The following is a 20,102-nucleotide window of genomic DNA, read 5'->3' as shown; positions in this document are numbered from 1 at the left end:
GGTGGCGACCGCCGCGCGCGACGGGGAAGCGGGCCCGGGCGGGTGCCGCGGCGATATCCTCCGGTGCTCTCCTGGACGACGGGTATTCAGCCGGGTGGGCCGGTGAGCTGGCTCACCCCCCACACCCGATCTCACACCCGTTACCGACCCGACACAAGCCTGCGCCACGCGGGTCGGACGACCGGCTGTGTCGCCGACCGCTGCCGGCCGATATCGTGGGACCGCCATGGCGAAGATCTTCCAAGTGACGGCCCGCGCGGGGATGACCCGTGTCGTGGAGCCGGTCGCGCGCGGCCTGCTCCGCGCCGGCGTGTCCCCCAACGCGGTCACCGTGACCGGCACCCTCGGCGTGCTCGTCGGCGCCCTCGGCTTCGGCGCCCGGGGTGACCTGGTCGCCGGCGCCCTCATCGTGACGTTCTTCGCGCTCACCGACCTGCTCGACGGGACGATGGCCCGGATGAGCGGCGGTGCCACCCGGTTCGGGGCGTTCCTCGACTCGAGCATGGACCGGATCGCCGACAGCGCCGTCTTCGGCGCGGTGGCGTACTGGCTGGCCACCGAGCACGACTACTCCGGGGTGGCCGCGGCGCTGCTCTGCCTGGCCGCCGGCAGCCTGGTCTCCTACGTCAAGGCCCGCGCCGAGGGGCTCGGCATGACCGCCAACGTGGGCATCGCCGAGCGCACCGAGCGGCTGCTGATCGTGGGGGTGGGCGGCCTGCTGACCGGGCTCGGCGTGGACCCCGCTTTGGAGGTCGCGCTCTGGCTGCTCGCCGCCGTCTCAATCTTCACGGTGGGGCAGCGCATGGCGCACGTGTACCGGCAGGCCCAGCTGGTCGGCAAGGAGTGAACCTCACCGAGCTCGGCTACGTCGCCGGCTGGCGCCTGGCCCGCGCGCTGCCCCGGCCCGTGGTGGCCGCGGCCTTCGCCGCGGGCGCGGACCGCGCCCACCGCCGAGGCGGCCCGGGTACGGCCCGACTGCGCGCCAACCTGCGCCGGGTGGTCGGCCCCGACCTGCCCGAGGCGGAGCTGGACGCGCTGGTCCGACGCGGGATGCGCTCGTACGCCCGGTACTGGATGGAGGCGTTCCGGCTGCCGGCGCTGAGCCATGCCCAGATCCTCGCCGGGTTCCGGCTGGACCCGGCCGGGGTGGACCTGCTCGCCGCCGACGTGGCCGCCGGCCGGGGCGCGGTGGTCGCCCTGCCGCACGCCGGCAACTGGGACGCCGCGGGCGCCTGGGTCGCCGCCACCGGCTGGCCGATCACCACCGTCGCCGAGCGGCTCAAGCCCGAGGCGGTCTACGAGCGCTTCCTCGCCTTCCGGCAGGGCCTGGGCATGGAGATCCTGCCCACCCACGGCGGCGACCGGCCCGCCTTCGACGTGCTGGTGGACCGGGTCCGCGCCGGTACGGTGGTGCCGCTGCTGGCCGATCGGGACCTCTCCGCCCGGGGGGTGGAGGTCGACTTCTTCGGCGGCCGGACCCGGATGCCGGCCGGCCCCGCGCTGCTGGCGGTCCGCACCGGCGCCCCGCTCTACGTCGCGTCGATGTGGTACGAACCGGACGCCGCCTGCGCCTCGCTCGAGGGTCCGCTGCCGCTGCCGGACCCGGACTCGGCGCCGTTGGACCAGCGGGTCCGGTTGCTGACCCAGCGGATTGCCGACGCTCTGGCGGCGGGCATCGCCCGGCATCCGGAAGACTGGCACATGTTGCAGCGGATGTGGCTGGAGCAGCGGAGCACGGACAGCGGCGCGACACCACCCGCGCCGGTCACCGGCCAGGCCTGACGGGAAGGGCGCCTACGTGCGGATCGGCATAGTGTGCCCGTACTCCTTCGACGTACCCGGTGGGGTGCAGAACCACGTCATGGACCTCGCCGAGGCACTGATCGGGCTCGGTCACGAGGTGAGCGTGCTCGCCCCGGCCGACGAGGAGTCCGCGCTGCCGCCCTACGTGGTCTCGGCGGGGCGCGCCGTGCCGCTGCCGTACAACGGGTCGGTGGCCCGGATCGCGTTCGGCCCGGTCTCCACCGCCCGGGTGCGCCGCTGGCTCACCCGGGGCGACTTCGACGTGCTGCACGTGCACGAGCCGCTGACGCTGAGCCTGTCGATGCTGGCGGTGCTCTCCGCGAACGGCCCGGTGGTGGCGACCTTCCACACCGCGATGACCCGGTCCCGGGTGCTCGCCGCCGCGCAGGGCGTCCTGCAGATCGTGCTGGAGCGGATCACCGCCCGGATCGCGGTCAGCGCCCTGGCCCGCAAGGTCCAGGTCGAGCACATGGACGGCGGCGCGGTGGAGATCCCCAACGGGGTCGCGGTGGCGAAGTTCGCCGGCGTCGAGCCGCTGCCCGGCTGGCCGGGGGAGTGCGCGCCGGGCACCGGCGGCACGCTCGGCTTCCTCGGCCGCTTCACCGAGGCCCGCAAGGGGTTCCCGATCCTGCGCGACGCCTTCGTCGCGCTGGCGCCGCACCGGCCCGGCCTGCGCCTGCTGGTGGCCGGCCCCGGTGACCCGGACGACCTGTTCGGGCGGTTCCCGGCCGAGCTGCGCGACCGGGTGACCTTCCTCGGCATGGTGCCCGAGCAGGAGAAGGCCCGGATGCTGCGCAGCGTGCACCTCTACGTCGCCCCGAACACCGGCGGGGAGTCCTTCGGGATGATCCTCACCGAGGCGCTGGCCGCCGGCACCACGGTGGTCGCCAGCGACCTCGACGCGTTCCGCCGGGTGCTCGACGGCGGGCGGGCCGGCCGGCTCTTCCCGACCGGGGACGCGGCTGCGCTGCGTACCGCCCTGGCCGAACTGCTCGACGACCCGCCGGGCCGGGCCGCGCTGACCGCCTGCGGGGACCAGGTGGTGGCGCACTACGACTGGCCGGTGATCGCTCGCCGGGTCCTGGAGGTCTACGCCGCCGCCATCGAGGCCACCGACGGCCGGGTCATCGACCAGGAATGGGTGGGGCTGGGCGGGGCGGTGTGAGCACTACGATGCCGCACATGTGGTGGGTGGTGGGCGCGACGGTGGTCGTCGCCCTGGTCGCGGCGTACCTGGTCTGGACGGCCGGCCGGGTCGAGCGGCTGCAGTCCCGGGCGGAGTCCGCGGCCCGGGCCCTCGACGCGCACCTGCTGCGCCGGGCGGCCGCCGCCGCGGTGCTGGCCGAGCGGCGCTACGGCGTCGAGCTGTACGCGGCGGCGCGGATCGCGCTGGACGCCCCGCCGGAGGAGCGGGAGGCCGCCGAGAACGACCTGACCCGGCAGTTGCGCACGGTGCGGCTGGACCCGGCCGACCCGGTCTGCGAGGCGGTGATCGCCGCCAGCCGGCGGCTGGCGCTGGCCCGGCAGGTGCACACCGACCTGGTCCGCGACGCCCGGGCGGCGCGCAGCCGGCCGCTGGTGCGGCTGTGCCGGATGGGGCGCCGACACCCGTGGCCCCGCTACTTCGACGTCGACGACCCGACGCTCGTGGTCGCCGCCGAGGCTCCCGCGAGCTGACGTCGGCTTTCGGCACCGCTGGTGCCGACTGCCGGGTTTGGCGGCGGTCCGGGTGGGGTGTCCGATCCCGGGTGATGGCAGCCACAGTGCAGGCCACCGGGGGTCTGATTGGCTGTCGGCCCGGCGTTGCACCCGCCGTAGCATCAGCCGTAGCCACCCCCCGAGCAGGTCCGAGGAGCGATAACCCGTGCCCGAAACCACCTCCCAGAACGCCGGCGCCACCTCCCTCGTCGGCACCGCCCGCGTCAAGCGCGGCATGGCCGAGATGCTCAAGGGCGGCGTGATCATGGACGTGGTCACCCCCGAGCAGGCCAAGATCGCCGAAGACGCCGGCGCCGTCGCCGTGATGGCGCTGGAGCGCGTGCCCGCCGACATCCGCGCCCAGGGCGGGGTGTCCCGGATGAGCGATCCGGACATGATCGACGGCATCATCAACGCCGTCTCCATCCCGGTCATGGCCAAGGCCCGGATCGGCCACTTCGTCGAGGCGCAGATCCTGCAGTCCCTCGGCGTCGACTACGTCGACGAGTCCGAGGTGCTCACCCCGGCCGACTACGCCAACCACATCGACAAGTGGGCCTTCACCGTCCCCTTCGTCTGCGGCGCGACCAACCTCGGCGAGGCGCTGCGCCGGATCACCGAGGGCGCGGCGATGATCCGCTCCAAGGGCGAGGCCGGCACCGGTGACGTCTCCAACGCCACCATGCACATGCGCAAGATCCGGCAGGAGATCGCCCGGCTCAGCTCGCTGCCGGCCGACGAGCTGTTCGTCGCCGCCAAGGAGCTCCAGGCCCCGTACGAGCTGGTCAAGGAGGTCGCCGAGACCGGCAAGCTGCCGGTGGTGCTCTTCACCGCCGGTGGTATCGCCACCCCGGCCGACGCCGCGATGATGATGCAGCTGGGCGCCGAGGGCGTCTTCGTCGGCTCCGGCATCTTCAAGTCCGGCAACCCGGCCCAGCGCGCCGCCGCGATCGTCAAGGCCACCACCTTCCACGACGACCCCGACGTGCTGGCCAAGGTCTCCCGCGGCCTCGGCGAGGCGATGGTCGGCATCAACGTCGACGAGATCCCGCAGCCGCACCGGCTGGCCGAGCGCGGTTGGTGAGCAGGTTCCGGCGTACGCCGGGACCGGGAACGCACGGCGGGCCGGCGCGCCGGCCCGCCGTCGCGCAGGAACCAGAAGGAGCGCTCAGATGAGCGACGCACCCGTCATCGGTGTGCTCGCCCTGCAGGGAGACGTCCGCGAGCATGTCGCGGCCCTGGCCGGGGCCGGCGCGGACGCCCGCCCGGTACGCCGTGCACAGGAGCTGGATGCGGTCGACGGGCTGGTCATTCCCGGCGGCGAGTCCACCACGATCAGCAAGCTGGCCGACATCTTCGAGATGCGCGAGCCGATCGACAAGCGGATCGCCGGTGGCATGCCGGTCTACGGGTCCTGCGCCGGCATGATCATGCTGGCCACCGAGGTCCTGGACGGCCGGCCCGACCAGCGCGGCTTCGCCGGCATCGAGATGACCGTGCGGCGCAACGCGTTCGGCCGGCAGGTCGACTCGTTCGAGGCGCCGGTGGAGATCGCCGGGGTCGCCGGCGAGCCGTTCCACGCGGTCTTCATCCGGGCCCCGTGGGTCGAGCGGGTCGGCGACGGCGTCGAGGTGCTCGGCACGGTCACCCAGGGCCCCACGGCCGGGCGGATCGTGGCGGTCCGGCAGGGAAACCTGCTGGCCACCTCGTTCCACCCCGAGCTGACCGGCGACCTGCGCGTGCACGCGTACTTCGTGGAGCTGGTGCGGGCCGCCCGCTGACCGGTCCCGACGGACGGCCGACGGGGTTCCGCCGACCGGAGGTGCCGTCTTCGAACCTCAGCCGGCCACCGACCGCAGGTGCCCCGGCAGGCGGCCCTGCAGCCGGTCCAACCCGGCCGCCGTGGCCGCGTCGGCGGGCAGGTGGACGACGAGACGCTGGTGGTCGCTGTCGGCGAACTCCAGCGTCTCGTACGTCAGTCGCAGCAGCCCCACCTCCGGATGCCGCAGACCCCGTACGCCGGTGACCGGCGCGGTCACCGGCCGCCGCTGCCACCGCTGCGTGAAGGGCGCGCCGACCGTGCGGGCGAGCCGCTCGGCGAAGTCGTCGGTGGCCCGGTCGCCCTGGCGCAGCCGGTGCAGCTCGGCGACCTGGTCGTCGGCCAGCTGCGCCCAGTCCGGGAAGTGGTCGCGGGCGCGCTCATCGGACAGCACGAACCACACCAGGTTGGGGCGGTGGCCGTCGAACAGGCCCAGGGGGCGGGCCAGCCGGTCGAACGGATCGTTCCAGGCCAGCATGTCGCCGAGCCGGTTGAGCACGTACGCGGGGGAGTCCCGCAGCGCGTCGAGCACCGCGCGGACGGTCGGGCGGACCGTGCGGGAGACCGCCGGCCGCTCGCCAGGGCACAGACTGCGACTGTGGTTCGCCGCCGCCAGCTGCCGCAGGTGCTCGCGGTCGGCGTCGTCGAGCAGCAGGGCGTCGGCGAGCGCGGCGAGGATCTCGGGCGACGGCCGGGTGTCGCGGCCCTGTTCCAGGCGGGTCAGGTACTCGATGCTGACCTGGGCAAGCGTTGCCAGTTCGGCCCGGCGCAGCCCGGGCGTGCGCCGTCGGGCGCCGGTGGCGAGGCCGACCTGGGCTGGCTGCACGGCCTCTCGGCGGCTGCGCAGGAACGCGCCCAACTCTCCGTCCATCACCGAGCCAGTCTGACAGCGTCCCGCGGAGCCTGGGTGGCCCTGTCGGGGCCACTCTCGCGGCGGCCTCCCCCCCGCCGACGGGTCGGCCGCAGGCTCGTCGGCATGGAGAAAACACAGACGACAGGGCCGGTCCGGATCGGCCTGATCGTGGGAAGCACCCGTCCCGGCCGGCGCGGCGCGGCGGTCGCCGGGTGGGTCGGGGAGGTGGCGGCGCGGCACGACGCGGTGCGCGCCGGCACCGCCGTCGTCGAGGTGCTGGACCTGGCGGAGCAGGCCCTGCCGCTGCTCGACGAGCCGGTGCCGGCGATGTTCGGCGACTACCGCAATCCGCACACGCGTCGCTGGTCCGTCGCGGTTGCGGCCTGCGACGCGTTCGTGTTCGTGACGCCGGAGTACAACCACTCGGTCCCCGCCGCGGTGAAGAACGCTGTCGACTACCTGTTCGTCGAGTGGAACGGCAAGCCGGCCGGGGTGCTGAGCTACGGCGTGCAGGGCGGCACCCGGGCCGGCGAGCACCTGCGGCAGATCCTGGCCGAGGTTCGGGCGGTGGTCGTGCCCGCGGTGGCCTCCCTGACCGTCTTCACCGACTTCGACTTCTCCGGGTCGGATCCGGGCGACCCGACGGCACCGGGGCGGATCGCGCCGGCCGCCGGGCGGGCGGCTGACGTGTCGGCGATGCTGACGGAGATCGTCATGCGGGCGCGCGAGCCGCGCTCGGGCGACCCGGTGGCGGCGGACGGAAGCCCGGAGCGGGTCCGGTGAGCATGGAAACCATCCTCATCCGCTACCGGGTCCGTGCCGAGCACCTGTCGGAGCACCTGCTCCTGCTCCGGGCCGTCCACGAGGAGGTGGCCCGGGTCCGGCCGGCCGGGCTGCGGTACGTGACGCTTCAGCTGGACGACGAGCGGAGTCTCGTGGACATCGCCATGGCACCCGAGCTGCCGGGGCCGTTGCCGGGGCTGGAGTCGTTCCGCCGCTACCGGCCCGGGCTGGAGAACCGGTGCGAGGAGCGGTCCACGTCCGGGTTCACCGTGCTGGGTTCGTACGGCTTCGGACCCTGACCAGGCCAGCCGTTTCGTCCCGTCCGTCCCGTTCCGGGCGGGCGGGGCGGCCGGCGGCGCGCGGCGCGGTGACAGCGGGCCGCCGGGCGTCGGTAGGATTGCCGAGATTCGGCAGGGCCATCTGCCCGCCACGGCTTCCACCAGGGCTGACCGGCACCTCCGCGTGCGCCGGCGGGAGCGGGGGCGCGTGCGGTGCGGTCGATGCGACGGCGGGTAGCAACGGAGGTAACAGATGTCCGGCCACTCAAAGTGGGCGACGACCAAGCACAAGAAGGCGGTCATCGACGCCAAGCGCGGCAAGATGTTCGCCAAGCTGATCAAGAACGTCGAGGTCGCGGCGCGCACCGGCGGCGGCGACCCGGCCGGTAACCCGACGCTCTACGACGCCATCCAGAAGGCCAAGAAGAACTCGGTACCGAACGACAACATCGACCGCGCGGTCAAGCGGGGCTCCGGCCTGGAGGCCGGCGGCGCCGACTGGCAGACGATCATGTACGAGGGCTACGGCCCGAACGGCGTGGCGATGCTCATCGAGTGCCTGACCGACAACCGCAACCGGGCCGCCACCGAGGTCCGCACCGCCCTGACCCGCAACGGCGGCTCGCTCGCCGACGCCGGCTCGGTGTCGTACATGTTCTCCCGCAAGGGCGTGGTGATCGTCCCCAAGGCCGGCACCACCGAGGACGACATCATGATGGCCGTGCTCGACGCGGGCGCGGAGGAGGTCAACGACCTCGGTGAGGCGTACGAGGTGGTCTCCGAGCCGACCGACCTGATTCCGGTCCGCACCGCCCTGCAGGACGCCGGGATCGAGTACGAGTCGGCCGAGTCCTCGCTGATCCCCAGCGTCAACGTGCCGCTGGACGCCGACGGCGCGCGCAAGGTCTTCAAGCTGATCGACGTGCTGGAGGACTGCGACGACGTGCAGAACGTCTACGCCAACTTCGACGTCTCCGACGACGTCATGGCCGCGGTCGACGCCTGACCCCGGTGACCGGACGGCGATTCCCGCCGGGCGACGTGGTCGTCCGGCGGGAGGTGCTGCGCGGCGAGGTCTGGTTCGGCTGCCCGACCATCTGCGTCGAGGACTCCGCCGACCTGCTCGCGCTCTACCTGCCGCCGGGGGCCGAGTTCGGCTTCCCGGAGGGCGGCACCTTCCCGTGTGGACGGCACCCCTGGCAGACGGCCGGCCACACGGCCTGGTCCGGGCACGGCAAGCTGATGCTCCAGCGTCCGGGTGAGGCGCACTCGGTGGACGTCTTCTGGTCCGGCGAGGACCGCGCCTTCGCCGGTTGGTACTTCAACCTCCAGGACCCGTTCCGGCGTACCCCGATCGGGGTGGACACCCTCGACCACGAGCTGGACCTGTGGTGGCCGGCGGGCGCCGACCGGTACGTCTGGAAGGACGTGGAGATGTTCGCCCAGCGCCTCACCGAGGGGCGCTACCCGGGCATGGCCGACGCCATCCGCGGGGAGGGGGACCGGATCGCCGCCCTGCTCGACGCGGGCCGGCGCTGGTGGGACGAGGGCTGGGCCGACTGGCGCCCGGACCCGTCCTGGGCGGCGCCGCGCCTGCCGGCCGGCTGGGACACCGTCCCCTGCTGATCTCGGTCGGAGTCGCTTTCCGGGCGTCGTCGGCTGACCGCCGGATGTCCTCGGCGGGCCCTTTCGAGCTGATGTCGTGAACGACTCACCCTGGTACCCGGCCGGCAACCGGTGGGTCCGGCGTCGACCGGACGGCGTGCCCACGGCCGTACCGCGACCGTCACCGGGCCCGCGCGGGTGAACCCTTCACGCCGTCGCCTCCACAGCTGCGGAGAGAGCGCCCGGTCGGGAACGCACCGTCACGAAACTGGGCTGACCGCGGCGCACACGCCGCCGTAGCCTGCCGGAATGCTCGTTCCCGACCTTCCCGTCCGCACCGCACGCCTCGACCTGCGCCTGTTCACCGCCGACGACTTCGACGCCCTGCACGCCTACCAGTCCCGTCCCGACGTCACCCGCTACCTCTACTTCGGTCCCAACGACGAGGCCGCCAGCCGGGAGGCGCTGGCCCGCAAGCGGGCGCGCGTCGCGCTGCGCGAGCCGGGCGACGTGTTGAACCTGGCCATGGTGCGGCGGGAGACCGGTGAGGTGGTCGGGGACGTGCTGCTGACCTGGACGAGCGCCGAGCACCGGCAGGGCGAGATCGGGTACGTGCTGCATCCGGACCACGCCGGTCGCGGGTATGCCACCGAGGCGTCCCGGGAGATGCTGCGGCTCGGCTTCGACCGGCTGGGCCTGCATCGGATCGTCGGCCGGCTGGACGCCCGCAACACCGCCTCGGCCCGGGTGCTGGAGCGGCTCGGCATGCGCCGTGAGGCGCACCTGCGGGAGAACGAGTTCGTCAAGGGCGAGTGGTGCGACGAGCTGGTCTACGCGCTGCTGGCCCGGGACTGGCGGGCCGCCCGCTGACCGTCAGCGCGACGCTCGCCACGGGCGGGTCCAGCCGACGAAGCGGGCGAAGAGTTCCGCCGGGTCGGCCGGTCGGGGGTGCAGCCGCAGCCAGTCGCCGGCCGCGTCGTGCAGCAGCCCGCAGAGGTGGACCGAGAGCGCGACCGGGTCGTCGGCGTACTCGATCCGCAGGCCCAGCTTCGCGGCCGGGCACGGCCAGGGCGCCGCGCAGACCCGGCACCGCCACGCGGGCCGGGCGGCGACGTGCCGGCGTAGGTCCGCGACGGACACCGGCCTCATCCCGACCGACGCCGGCCGGTGGACCGGCGGACGACGCAGCGGTACGCCACCGGCCTCGGCGGCGGCTCCGCCACGGGTACCGGGGCATGCCGGTCCGGGCAGCGCCAGCGCAGGCCGCAGACGCAGTACCGGCCCCAGCGGGACCAGTCGCGGCGGTGTCGCGGTGCCAGGGGTACGGGCTTCATCCGGGCCTCCTCCGTCGTGCCTGTTCACACTCTGCTGTGGACACGACTACGGTCGGAAGGGATCCGGGCCCCACCCGTCGCCTGTGCCGACATCGTCCCGACGGGGTGGTGGGGCCTGGCGGCGGTGGACCGGTGTGTGGCGGAGGTGTGATGACCGGTCAGGTTTCGACCCTGGAGTTCCTCGGCGACGAACTGCGGCGGGTCCGCAAGGAGCGCGGGCTGAGCCAGGAGGAGTTGGCGCAGCGGATCAACTACTCGTCCTCGCTGATCGGCATGGTGGAGATCGGGCACCGCACGCCCTCGCAGGACTTCGTCGGGCGGGTCGACGCGGCGTTGCAGGCCGGCGGGTTCTTCGCGCGGCTGCTGGCGCTGGTGCGCGCGGACGCCGCGCCGCCCTGGTTCCGTGAGTGGATCTCGGTGGAGGCCGAGGCGACGCTGATCCGCTGGTTCGAGCCGTCGCTCATCCCGGGCCTGTTGCAGACCGAGGAGTACGCCCGCGCGGTGCTCTCCGGCGGCGGCATGCTGCGGGAGGTCGAGATCGAGCAGCGGCTCACCTCCCGGCTGGCCCGCCAGGCGGTGCTGGCCAGGGACGCCCCGCCCGAGGTCGTCTTCGTCGTCGACGAGGCGGCGCTGCGCCGACGGATCGGTGGTCCGGCGGTGATGGCGGAGCAGTTCGCGCACCTGCTGCGGGTCACCGAACTGCCGCACGTCGACCTGCTCGTCGTGCCCGTCGACGCCGGCATGCACGCCGGGCTGGCCGGCGCATTCATCCTGGCCCGGACCCCGGAGGGCGGCGAGGTGGCCCACCTGGACACCCCGCTGCGCGCGCACCTGAGCGACCGCTCAGACGACGTTGATAGCCTTCAACGTAGGTGGGAGAGTCTGCGGGGCGAGGCGCTGCCCCGCCGGGCGTCCCAGCAGCTGATTCGGGAGGTGGCGGAGTCGTGGACCTGACCGGTGCCGTCTGGCGCAAGTCCACCCGCAGCGACAACGGTGGTGCAACCTGCGTCGAGGTGGCGACGAACCTGCCCGGCGTGGTCGGCGTACGGGACAGCAAGGACCGGCAGGGTCCGGTGCTGGCCTTCGGCCCCGCGGCGTGGACCGGCTTCCTCGCCGCGGCCACCGCCGGCACCCTGCGACCCGGCGGCGACCGGTAGCCCCGCGGACGTGCCGCGGCCCGGCACCCCCGTGCGTGCCGGGCCGCGACGGTCGCTGCGGCTCAGTGCCGGTTGCGGTACGCCTTGACCACGCTGTCGACGATGTCCCAGAGCACGACCAGGATCGTGCCGACCACCGCCACGGTCGCCACCGTGTCCAGGTTGTCGCCTCGCCCGAGCCACTCGAAGCGTGCCACGAACTCGGGGTTGAGCAGCCGGTCGGTCAGCAGCAGCCAGGCCACCGGCACCGCGAACGCCAGGTCCAGCACCGCGTTGACCGTGACCAGCGGCCAGGTCCAGCCCCCGGCCCGGTACTTGGCGATCTCCAGGGCCACGGTGGCGACCAGCACGGCGATCAGGAACGGCAGCCAGAAGCTCCACAGCGCCGGGTCGAGGATCGGCAGGTTGCCGCCGTCCTCGGCGGGGACGAACGAGTGGAAGTGCTGCATCGGGAGGTACGCGATGACCAGCACGAGCCAGCCGATCGCGGCGACGACGTCGGGCAGCGTGATCTGCCGGTCGGTCCGGTCCTCGGGGAGTTGGTCGACGCTCCACGCCGGCAGGTCCAGCGAGGCGTTGGTCCGCTCGAGCACCGCGAAGACCAGCGTGACCCAGAAGGCGATCTGGACCACCACCTGGAGGGCTGCGGCGATACCGGCGCCGACCGCGCCGCCCGGATTCTCCCCGTCGGTCGCCTCCACCAGGCCGACCACGACGCCGACCAGAGCCGGTACGAAGGAGAGCAGCAGCTTCAGCAGCCGCTGCCAGACCAGGTAGTAGGCGGGGCCGATGAGCTGCAACCGGCGGTCGGCGTAGCGGGCGGCGAGCTGCTCCGGGTTTCCGAGCTCGGTGAGCACCTCCCGCTCGGCCATGGCGGCGTCCTGCCCGCCTCCCGTCCGGTCGTCGATCATGTCCTCGATGGAGGCGCGCAGCTCGGTGGCGATCTCCGCCCGGCGTGGTGCGGGCACGGCCCGCAGGGTGGCGGCGACGTAACGGTCGGTCAGGGAACTCATCAATCCACTCCTTCGATCAGCCCGGCGACGGAGGTCTGCACGGCGGCGAGGTCGTCGAGGAGTCGGCGCAGCACGGCCTCGCCCTCCTCGCTGGTGCGGTAGAACTTGCGCGGGCGACTCTCCTCGGTGTTCCACTCGCTGGTCAGCAGGCCCTGCTCCTCCAGTCGGCGCAGCAGGGGGTAGAGCGTGTTGGCGTCGACCGGGAAGCCGTGCGCGGCCAGCCGTTGCAGCAGCGCGTAGCCGTAGTCGGGGTGCCGCAGGGCGACCAGGCTCGCCACCACCACCGTGCCGCGGCGCAACTCCTGGAGATGGGTCCGCAGGATCTCCTCGCTAACCATGCGTCACACCATACTGTGTGCCACACAGTGTTGTCGAGCCCAATACTGTCGTGCCGGAGGGGAACGATGTGTCGCTCCGCCGACAAGGGGCGCCGGCGGGATGCCGGCGCCCCTCGGTGCGGTCGTTCAGCAGGACTGGCCCTGCCGGAAGCCGCGCTCGACGAAGTCCGCGCGCCCGGCCTCGAACCAGCCGACGCCGGGGCGGATCGGGTGTCCGGTGAACAGCTCCACCCGGCTGCCGAACCGGACCAGGTACGCCGTAGCGTCGCCGGCGTCGTTGCTGATCAGCTCACCGCGCCGGCCGTAGATCTCCTCCAGTTCGGCGAAGGACATGCCGACGCTCGCTCCGGCCGGCGAGCGGGGCGGCGCGGTGGCGGTGCCGACCGCGACCAGCCGCCCGTCCCGGAAGGCGAGCATGATCTTCCCGGCCCAGTCGCCGGTGACGCCGGCGTGGACCACGCCGGCGCAGCCGGCGGCCGTCCAGTCGATCAGGCCGTCGGCCGAGAGGCGGGTCAGGCTCGCGCCGATCCGGAACGGTCCGGCGCCCCGGACGCTGAGCAGGTCGACCGGACCAGCGACCTGGACGATCGTGGCCTGGGCGGGACGACGCCGCTCGGCGAGGTCGGCGGACGCGACGGCGACGGCGGCCGGGGCCCCGGCGGCGGTGCCGGAGCGGGTCGGAGCGGCGGCGGCGGTGCCGGGGCGCACGGCGGTCGGAGCGTCGGCGGCGGGCCGCGCGGCGGCCGGGCCGGCCAGCGCGGGTACGACGGCGCAGAGGGCCAGCGCGCCGGTGAGGACGGTGGACGACAGACGGTTCATGGCGGAACTCCTTCGTGGGTGGTGCTGTCCTGTCGTCTTGTTCGTCTCCCCGCTCGCCACATCGGTTCGTCGGGTTTCCGACCGGGCCGCACTGGGTCGGGCGGACCCCCGTCCCGGGCGGTCTCCGCCACCCGTCCACACCGGTTACCGTCGCAGCGGGGACTGCCGACGAGGGTGGGGCGATGAGCACTCCGGCGTGGATCGGCTCCTACCGGATCGAGCGACTGCTCGGCGCGGGCTCGTTCGCGACCGTCTGGCTGGGCCACGACCCCGTCCTGGACTCCCGGGTGGCGATCAAGGTGCTGGCCGAGAACTGGAGTCACGACCTGCGGGTGCGGGAACGGTTCCTGGACGAGGCGCGGCTGCTGCGGCGGCTCGACCACCCCCGGCTGGTCCGGGTGCACGGCGTCGGCGAACTGCCCGACGGCCGCCCGTACGCGGTGCTGGCCTGGGCGGACGGCGGCAGCCTGCGGGACCGGCTGGGCACGGGGCCGCTGCCGGCGGCGGACGCGCTGGCCCTGCTCGGCGAGATCGCCGCCGGGGTCGCGGTCCTGCACCGGCACCGGGTGGTGCACCGCGACCTGACCCCGGGCAACATCCTCTTCGCCTCCGGTCCGACCGGCGAGCGGGTACTCATCGCCGACCTGGGACTGGCCAAGGCCCTGGCCGCCGCGTCCGGGCTGACCGCCCGGGCCGGGACGCCCGGCTACATGGCCCCCGAGCAGGACGACCCACTGGCCGTGGTGGACACCCGCAGCGACGTGTTCGGGCTGGGTCGGCTCGGGCTGCGGCTGCTCGGCGACCCCGACGGCGCTCCCGGCCCGACACGCCGGTGGCGGCAGGGCGTCCCGGCCGCCGTGCCGTCGGTGCTGCGCCGGGCCACCGCGCTCCGCCCCGCCGACCGCTACCCGGACGCCGACGCCTTCCGGGCCGCACTGCGCCGCGCCATCTCTCCGGCCGACGGCGCCGCGGACGACGGGCGCCCCTCCGACCTCGGGTCGCACGGGGGGCGTCGGGCCGACCGGGCGGCGGGCGCGGGACATGGGGCCGACCGGGCGCAGGGCACCGGACACCCGGCCGACCGGGGGAGGGGCGCGGGACACCGGACCTACCCGCCATTGGCCGGGAGCGCCGCGCCGGCCGCCCGCCGGGGGCGGGGGCCGGCCCGCCGGTTCGGCCTGGCCGGTGCGGGCGCCCTGACGCTCGTCGCGCTGGGCGCCCTGGCCAATGACGGCGGCCGGCCCCACCCCGACGGCATCCGGAGGACCAGCGGGCCGCTCAGCGTCGCGCTGCCGGCGGGATGGCGGGCCACCGGCACCGGCTGGGCCGGACAGTACGGCGACGACGGCAGGCTCGAACCGGCGCTGATCGTCGCGGCCGACCCGGGCCGCTGGGCCGCCGACCCGGACGTGCCGGGCGCCTTCGTCGGCCTCTCCGCCAGCGCCGCCCGGCGTACCACGCCGGAGGGGTTCGTCGCCGAGCGCCCGCACGCGGACTGTGTGGCCGCGCCGGTGCGGCGTACCCGGCAGGCCGGCGTCGACTGGGTGGTGGCCCGGTACGCCTGCCCGGCCGGCCGGCCGGTGCTCGTCGAGGCGGCCGGCCTCGCCGCAGGCCGGGACGCCCTGCTCTACGTGCAGGTCGCGCCGCCCCCCGGCGGCGGGACGGACTTCGTGGACGCGTTGCTGGCCGGGGTGCGGGTGCGCGCCACCGGCGACTAGACCACCACCACGGCGACCGGGTGGGACTCGCCGCCCTGCGGGATGGTCACCCGGACCGTGCCGGCGCGCAGGAACCGGATGTCCACCACCCCGGCCTCGTAGCTGCGGGAGACCAGGTCCTCCCGGTCCACGGTCACCTCGCCCGGGCCGATGCCCTGGATGCGCAGCACCCCACCGGCGGCCAGACACAGCGACTTCAGCAGGGCCACCTCGGTCTCGGCGAGGACCAGGTCGTAGCGGACCGGGCCGAGGCAGGCGCTCGACCGCGGGCTCGGCGACGGTGAGCGGGTACCCCTGCCGCGGGTCGGCGCGGGTCCGACCGGGGCGGGCGGTCGCGGCGTGGCGGCGAGGGTGGCCGGGCCGGGGAGTGCGGACGGGGCCGGCGCGGCGGAGGTCGACGGGGTGACCGCCGGGGTCGGCGGCCGCACCGGCAGCGGCGCGACCGGGGTCTGCCCGCAGGCCGCCACCGCCGCGAGCACGGCCAGCGTGGCCACCGGACCCGACGAGCGGCGGGCGGCCGCGAGCAGGGCGACGGTCCGGCGGTGCCCGGTCTCAGTCACCGGACATCCGCTGTCGGACCTGCCTCCGGGCCAGGTGGACGCGGGACTTCGCGGTGCCCTCCGGCACGTCGAGCAGGGCGGCGATCTCGCGGTAGTTCAGCCCGAGCACGTCGCGCAGCGTCACCGCCTCGGCGAGTTCGGGGCGCACCGCGTCCAGCGCGTCGAGCAGGTCCAGCCGGGTGCCGGCGACCACGCTGGTGCGCCTCGGGTCGGGCGGATCGGGCAGCGGCACGCCGCCGGACTCGACCAGCCAGCGCCGGCGCAGCGCCCGGTACGTCGACCGGGCCCGGTTGGCGGTGAGCCGGTAGAGCCAGGTGTGGAACGACGACCGGCCCTCGAAGCGGCCGATGCCCCGGGCGAGCGCGAGCAGGGCGTCCTGGCACGCCTCCTCGGCATCCTCCCGGTGCGGCAGCAGCCGGGCGCAGAGCCGCAGCACCTCGGGACGCACGGCCGCCAGCAGCGCGTCGACCGCGCCCGGTTCGCCGCGCGCGGCCGCCCTGGCCAGGTCGTCGATGTCGTCCGCGAGAAGCATCACACCGTCCCCGGTCCGCCGGTGCGCCGTGCCGTCCAGGCTACGGCGGCGCCGGCCTTCCCGGGATCCCCGAGTCGGGCAGGCGACCCGGCCGCGACCCCCTCGGGCGGGCTCCCCGGGAGATCCACACCACCCGGCGGCGGTCTGTCCGCGCGGCTGCTGGAGCCGTCCGTGGGCCCGGGGATAGGGTGGGCCGACCGACTTCCGACCACCCATGAGACCGACCCGGGGGGGCGCCACGCATGGGCGATTCGTTCGCGCATCTGCACGTACACACCGAGTACTCGATGCTCGACGGGGCGGCCCGGCTCAAGGACCTCTTCGCCGAGGCGAACCGGCTCGGGATGCCGGCGGTGGCGATCACCGACCACGGCAACATGCACGGCGCGAACGACTTCTACAAGCAGGCGATGGCCGCCGGCATCACGCCGATCCTCGGCGTCGAGGCGTACGTCGCGCCGGAGTCGCGCTTCCACAAGGCGCGGGTCAAGTGGGGCCGGCCGGAGCAGAAGAGCGACGACGTCTCGGGTAACGGCGCCATCACCCACAAGACCATGTGGGCGAAGAACGCCACCGGCCTGAAGAACCTCTTCACCCTCAACTCGCGCGCCTCCATGGAGGGCCACTACGTCAAGTGGCCCCGGATGGACATGGAGCTGATCGCCGAGCACGCCGAGGGCATCATGGCCACCACCGGCTGTCCCTCCGGCGCGGTGCAGACCCGGCTGCGGCTGGGCCAGTTCGACGAGGCGCTCAAGGTCGCGGCCAGCTACCAGGACATCTTCGGCAAGGAGAACTACTTCCTGGAGATCATGGACCACGGCCTCTCGATCGAGCGCCGGGTCCGCGACGGGCTCACCGAGATCGCCCGCAAGCTGGACATCCCGCCGGTGGTCACCAACGACTCGCACTACACCCACGAGGCCCAGGCCACCGCGCACGACGTGCTGCTCTGCGTGCAGACCGGCAGCAACATCGACGACCCGAACCGGTTCCGGTTCGAGGGCGGCGGCTACTTCATCAAGTCCGCCGAGCAGATGCGCGCGGTCGACTCCTCGGAGCTGTGGCAGCAGGGCTGCCGCAACACCCTGCTGGTCGCCGAGAAGGTCGACCCGACCGGGATGTTCGAGTTCCACAACCTGATGCCGCGCTTCCCGGTGCCCGAGGGGGAGACCGAGGAGTCCTGGTTCCGCAAGGAGACCTTCGCCGGCTTGGCCCGCCGCTACCCCAACGGGATCCCGGAGGGGCACGTCGCGCAGGCCGAGTACGAGCTGGGCGTCATCAACCAGATGGGCTTCCCCTCGTACTTCCTCGTGGTCGCCGACTTCATCCAGTGGGCCAAGAGCCAGGGCATCGCGGTGGGCCCGGGCCGTGGCTCGGCCGCCGGCTCGCTGGTCGCGTACGCCCTGGGCATCACCGACCTGGACCCGATCCCGCACGGCCTGATCTTCGAGCGGTTCCTCAATCCCGAGCGCGTCTCGATGCCCGATGTCGACATCGACTTCGACGAGCGCCGGCGCGGTGAGGTGATCAAGTACGTCACCGACAAGTGGGGCGAGGACAAGGTCGCCCAGATCGCGACCTTCGGCACGATCAAGGCGAAGGCCGCGATCAAGGACTCGGCCCGGGTGCTCGGCTTCCCGTATGCGGTCGGCGACCGGATCACCAAGGCGATGCCGCCGGCGGTGATGGGCAAGGACATCCCGCTCTCCGGCATCTTCGACCCGAAGCACCCGCGCTACGCCGAGGCCGGCGAGATCCGCGGCCTCTACGAGTCCGACCCGGACGTCCGTAAGGTGATCGACACCGCGAAGGGCATCGAGGGGCTGATCCGGCAGACCGGCGTGCACGCCGCCGGCGTCATCATGTCGGCCGAGCCGATCATCGACCACATCCCGCTGATGCGCCGGGACGCCGACGGGGCGATCATCACCCAGTTCGACTACCCGACCTGCGAGTCGCTCGGGCTGTTGAAGATGGACTTCCTCGGCCTGCGCAACCTGACGATCATCGACGACGCGGTCAAGAACATCCAGCTCAACCACGGCCGGGAACTCGACCTGCTGGCCCTGTCGCTGGACGACAAGGCCGCCTACGAGCTGCTGGCCCGGGGCGACACCCTCGGCGTGTTCCAGCTCGACGGCGGGCCGATGCGCTCCCTGCTGCGGCTGATGAAGCCGGACAACTTCGAGGACATCTCCGCCGTGCTGGCGCTGTACCGGCCCGGCCCGATGGGCGTCGACTCGCACACCAACTACGCGCTGCGCAAGAACGGCCTGCAGGAGATCACCCCGATCCACCCGGAGCTGGAGGAGCCGCTGCGGGAGATCCTGGCGCCCACCCACGGCCTGATCGTCTACCAGGAGCAGGTGCAGCGCGCCGCGCAGATCCTCGCCGGCTACACCCTGGGCCAGGCCGACCTGCTGCGCCGGGCGATGGGCAAGAAGAAGAAGGAGATCCTCGACAAGGAGTTCATCCCGTTCCGGGACGGCTGCCGCGAGCGCGGCTACTCCGACGAGGCGATCCAGGCGGTGTGGGACGTGCTGGTCCCGTTCGCCGGCTACGCCTTCAACAAGGCGCACTCCGCCGCGTACGGGCTGGTGTCGTACTGGACGGCGTACCTGAAGGCGCACTACCCGGCCGAGTACATGGCGGCGCTGCTCACCTCGGTCGGTGACGACAAGGACAAGATGGCGCTCTACCTGTCGGAGTGCCGCCGGATGCGGATTCAGGTCCTGCCGCCGGACGTGAACACCTCGGCCGGGCCGTTCACCCCGGTCGGCAAGGACATCCGCTTCGGCCTCGCCGCCGTCCGCAACGTCGGCGCGAACGTGGTCGCCGCGATCATGCGGTGCCGGGAGGAGAAGGGCGAGTACGCCGACTTCTACGACTTCCTGGCCAAGGTCGACGCGGTGGCCTGCAACAAGAAGACCATCGAATCCCTGATCAAGGCCGGGGCCTTCGACTCGCTCGGGCACACCCGCAAGGGCCTGCTCGCCGTGCACGCCGACGCCATCGACGCGTACGCCGACGTCAAGCGCAAGGAGGCGGTCGGCCAGTACGACCTCTTCGGCGCCGGCTTCGGCGACGCCGACACCGGCGGCAGCACCACGGTCATGCCGACCATCAGCGACAGCGAGTGGGACAAGCGGGACAAGCTCGCCTTCGAGCGGGAGATGCTCGGCCTCTACGTCTCCGACCACCCGCTCTTCGGCCTGGAGCACGTCCTCGGCGCTGCGGCGGACACCACCATCGCCGCCCTCTCCGAGGAGGGCACCGTCCCGGACGGCGCCGTGGTCACCCTGGCCGGCATCCTCTCCGGCGTGCAGCGCCGGGTCACCAAGCAGGGCCGGGCCTGGGCCTCGGCCACCCTGGAGGACCTCGCCGGCGGCGTGGAGACGCTGTTCTTCCCGAACACCTACGAGGTGATCGGGCAGTACATCGCCGAGGACGCCATCGTGGTGGTCAAGGGTCGGGTGGACCGCCGCGACGACACGCCGCGGATCATGGCGATGGACATGTCCATGCCGGACGTCAGCAGCAACCCGGCCAACAAGCCGGTCACCCTCACCATCCCGGTGCACCGCTGCACGCCGCCGCTGGTGGAACGGCTCAAGGAGACCCTGGTGCTGCACCCCGGCGATACCGAGGTGCACGTCAAGCTGCTCAACGGCGGCAAGACCACCACGCTGCGGCTGGGCCCGTTCCGGGTGGCGGCGACCACCGCGCTGATGGGCGACCTGAAGAGCGTGCTCGGCCCGGCCAACGTGAGCTGACCCGGCCGGGGGACGT

At 73.5% G+C, this 20,102-nt stretch carries 22 protein-coding genes; 15 read left to right on the top strand and 7 right to left on the bottom strand.

Annotation, left to right across the window (positions count from 1 at the left end; all coding sequences use genetic code 11):
- The first annotated feature begins 226 nt into the window (after positions 1–226).
- The 6 genes from pgsA (at position 227) to pdxT (ending at position 5,282) form a co-directional block, all read left to right on the top strand.
- The gene (gene pgsA, locus ACTMS9_RS15665) at positions 227–847 is read left to right on the top strand and encodes a phosphatidylinositol phosphate synthase (RefSeq protein ID WP_441165297.1); all 621 of its coding nucleotides are present in this window, start codon (positions 227–229) and stop codon (positions 845–847) included.
- Entirely contained in the window at positions 844–1,782 is a 939-nt protein-coding gene (locus ACTMS9_RS15660; protein ID WP_441165296.1) for a phosphatidylinositol mannoside acyltransferase, read from the top strand. Before pgsA ends, ACTMS9_RS15660 begins: the two co-directional genes overlap by 4 nt.
- A gap of 16 nt (positions 1,783–1,798) precedes the next feature.
- Positions 1,799–2,968: a glycosyltransferase family 4 protein gene (locus tag ACTMS9_RS15655; protein ID WP_441165295.1), complete on the top strand. Its 1,170-nt coding sequence runs from the start codon at positions 1,799–1,801 to the stop codon at positions 2,966–2,968.
- A gap of 17 nt (positions 2,969–2,985) precedes the next feature.
- Positions 2,986–3,480, top strand: coding sequence for a hypothetical protein (locus ACTMS9_RS15650; protein WP_211364372.1), 495 nt, complete (start codon positions 2,986–2,988; stop codon positions 3,478–3,480).
- Positions 3,481–3,667: 187 nt separating this feature from the next.
- The gene (gene pdxS, locus ACTMS9_RS15645; RefSeq protein WP_441148094.1) at positions 3,668–4,585 is read left to right on the top strand and encodes a pyridoxal 5'-phosphate synthase lyase subunit PdxS; all 918 of its coding nucleotides are present in this window, start codon (positions 3,668–3,670) and stop codon (positions 4,583–4,585) included.
- Between the two features lie 88 nt (positions 4,586–4,673).
- Positions 4,674–5,282: a pyridoxal 5'-phosphate synthase glutaminase subunit PdxT gene (gene pdxT / locus ACTMS9_RS15640; RefSeq protein WP_154938222.1), complete on the top strand. Its 609-nt coding sequence runs from the start codon at positions 4,674–4,676 to the stop codon at positions 5,280–5,282.
- A 57-nt stretch (positions 5,283–5,339) separates the two neighbouring features.
- On the opposite strand, the gene ACTMS9_RS15635 is transcribed toward pdxT, so the two are convergent.
- On the bottom strand, positions 5,340–6,191 hold the full coding sequence (locus tag ACTMS9_RS15635) for a helix-turn-helix transcriptional regulator (protein WP_441148095.1): 852 nt from the start codon (positions 6,189–6,191) through the stop codon (positions 5,340–5,342).
- A gap of 105 nt (positions 6,192–6,296) precedes the next feature.
- Here ACTMS9_RS15635 and ACTMS9_RS15630 point away from each other — a divergent pair, with 105 nt between their 5' ends.
- The 5 genes from ACTMS9_RS15630 (at position 6,297) to ACTMS9_RS15610 (ending at position 9,709) form a co-directional block, all read left to right on the top strand.
- Positions 6,297–6,956, top strand: coding sequence for an NADPH-dependent FMN reductase (locus ACTMS9_RS15630; protein ID WP_441165294.1), 660 nt, complete (start codon positions 6,297–6,299; stop codon positions 6,954–6,956).
- On the top strand, positions 6,953–7,255 hold the full coding sequence (locus ACTMS9_RS15625; protein ID WP_441165293.1) for a hypothetical protein: 303 nt from the start codon (positions 6,953–6,955) through the stop codon (positions 7,253–7,255). Before ACTMS9_RS15630 ends, ACTMS9_RS15625 begins: the two co-directional genes overlap by 4 nt.
- A gap of 232 nt (positions 7,256–7,487) precedes the next feature.
- A complete protein-coding gene (locus ACTMS9_RS15620) occupies positions 7,488–8,240 on the top strand; it encodes a YebC/PmpR family DNA-binding transcriptional regulator (RefSeq protein WP_154938218.1) in 753 nt (250 codons plus the stop codon).
- Positions 8,241–8,245: 5 nt separating this feature from the next.
- Positions 8,246–8,860 (top strand): DUF402 domain-containing protein, encoded by a 615-nt coding sequence (locus ACTMS9_RS15615; RefSeq protein WP_441165292.1) that lies wholly within the window; start codon positions 8,246–8,248, stop codon positions 8,858–8,860.
- Positions 8,861–9,148: 288 nt separating this feature from the next.
- Positions 9,149–9,709, top strand: a complete 561-nt coding sequence (locus ACTMS9_RS15610) for a GNAT family N-acetyltransferase (protein ID WP_377611391.1) — start codon at positions 9,149–9,151, stop codon at positions 9,707–9,709.
- A 3-nt stretch (positions 9,710–9,712) separates the two neighbouring features.
- Here ACTMS9_RS15610 and ACTMS9_RS15605 read toward each other — a convergent pair whose 3' ends face one another.
- Entirely contained in the window at positions 9,713–9,979 is a 267-nt protein-coding gene (locus ACTMS9_RS15605; protein ID WP_441148099.1) for a hypothetical protein, read from the bottom strand.
- A 344-nt stretch (positions 9,980–10,323) separates the two neighbouring features.
- On the opposite strand from ACTMS9_RS15605, the gene ACTMS9_RS15600 reads away from it, so the two are divergent.
- Both ACTMS9_RS15600 and ACTMS9_RS15595 read left to right on the top strand, forming a co-directional pair.
- A complete protein-coding gene (locus ACTMS9_RS15600; RefSeq protein WP_441148100.1) occupies positions 10,324–11,127 on the top strand; it encodes a helix-turn-helix domain-containing protein in 804 nt (267 codons plus the stop codon).
- Entirely contained in the window at positions 11,118–11,330 is a 213-nt protein-coding gene (locus ACTMS9_RS15595; protein WP_441148101.1) for a DUF397 domain-containing protein, read from the top strand. The genes ACTMS9_RS15600 and ACTMS9_RS15595 overlap by 10 nt, the downstream gene beginning before the upstream one ends.
- A 62-nt stretch (positions 11,331–11,392) precedes the next feature.
- Here ACTMS9_RS15595 and ACTMS9_RS15590 read toward each other — a convergent pair whose 3' ends face one another.
- The 3 genes from ACTMS9_RS15590 to ACTMS9_RS15580 all read right to left on the bottom strand — a co-directional run bounded on the left by ACTMS9_RS15590 (position 11,393) and on the right by ACTMS9_RS15580 (position 13,500).
- Entirely contained in the window at positions 11,393–12,343 is a 951-nt protein-coding gene (locus ACTMS9_RS15590; RefSeq protein WP_441148102.1) for a permease prefix domain 1-containing protein, read from the bottom strand.
- On the bottom strand, positions 12,343–12,681 hold the full coding sequence (locus tag ACTMS9_RS15585; RefSeq protein ID WP_441148103.1) for a PadR family transcriptional regulator: 339 nt from the start codon (positions 12,679–12,681) through the stop codon (positions 12,343–12,345). Before ACTMS9_RS15585 ends, ACTMS9_RS15590 begins: the two co-directional genes overlap by 1 nt.
- Before the next feature lie 126 nt (positions 12,682–12,807).
- Positions 12,808–13,500 carry a hypothetical protein gene (locus tag ACTMS9_RS15580; RefSeq protein WP_441148104.1) on the bottom strand — a complete coding sequence of 231 codons (693 nt, stop codon included), beginning with the start codon at positions 13,498–13,500 and terminating at the stop codon, positions 12,808–12,810.
- 182 nt (positions 13,501–13,682) lie between these two features.
- On the opposite strand from ACTMS9_RS15580, the gene ACTMS9_RS15575 reads away from it, so the two are divergent.
- A complete protein-coding gene (locus tag ACTMS9_RS15575; protein ID WP_441165291.1) occupies positions 13,683–15,218 on the top strand; it encodes a serine/threonine-protein kinase in 1,536 nt (511 codons plus the stop codon).
- Here ACTMS9_RS15575 and ACTMS9_RS15570 read toward each other — a convergent pair.
- Positions 15,215–15,778, bottom strand: coding sequence for a hypothetical protein (locus ACTMS9_RS15570; protein WP_441165290.1), 564 nt, complete (start codon positions 15,776–15,778; stop codon positions 15,215–15,217). The two genes, ACTMS9_RS15575 and ACTMS9_RS15570, sit on opposite strands and share 4 nt — an antisense overlap.
- The gene (locus ACTMS9_RS15565) at positions 15,771–16,310 is read right to left on the bottom strand and encodes an RNA polymerase sigma factor (RefSeq protein ID WP_357611287.1); all 540 of its coding nucleotides are present in this window, start codon (positions 16,308–16,310) and stop codon (positions 15,771–15,773) included. Before ACTMS9_RS15565 ends, ACTMS9_RS15570 begins: the two co-directional genes overlap by 8 nt.
- Positions 16,311–16,552: 242 nt before the next feature.
- On the opposite strand from ACTMS9_RS15565, the gene dnaE reads away from it, so the two are divergent.
- Positions 16,553–20,086 carry a DNA polymerase III subunit alpha gene (dnaE, locus tag ACTMS9_RS15560; protein ID WP_441148108.1) on the top strand — a complete coding sequence of 1,178 codons (3,534 nt, stop codon included), beginning with the start codon at positions 16,553–16,555 and terminating at the stop codon, positions 20,084–20,086.
- Positions 20,087–20,102: the final 16 nt, after the last annotated feature.

Origin of the sequence: Micromonospora sp. L31 (assembly GCF_052068075.1) — a bacterium.
Taxonomy (GTDB): domain Bacteria; phylum Actinomycetota; class Actinomycetes; order Mycobacteriales; family Micromonosporaceae; genus Micromonospora; species Micromonospora purpureochromogenes.
Note: the sequence above shows the minus strand (reverse complement) of the source record. Positions and strands in the feature narration are given on the sequence as shown.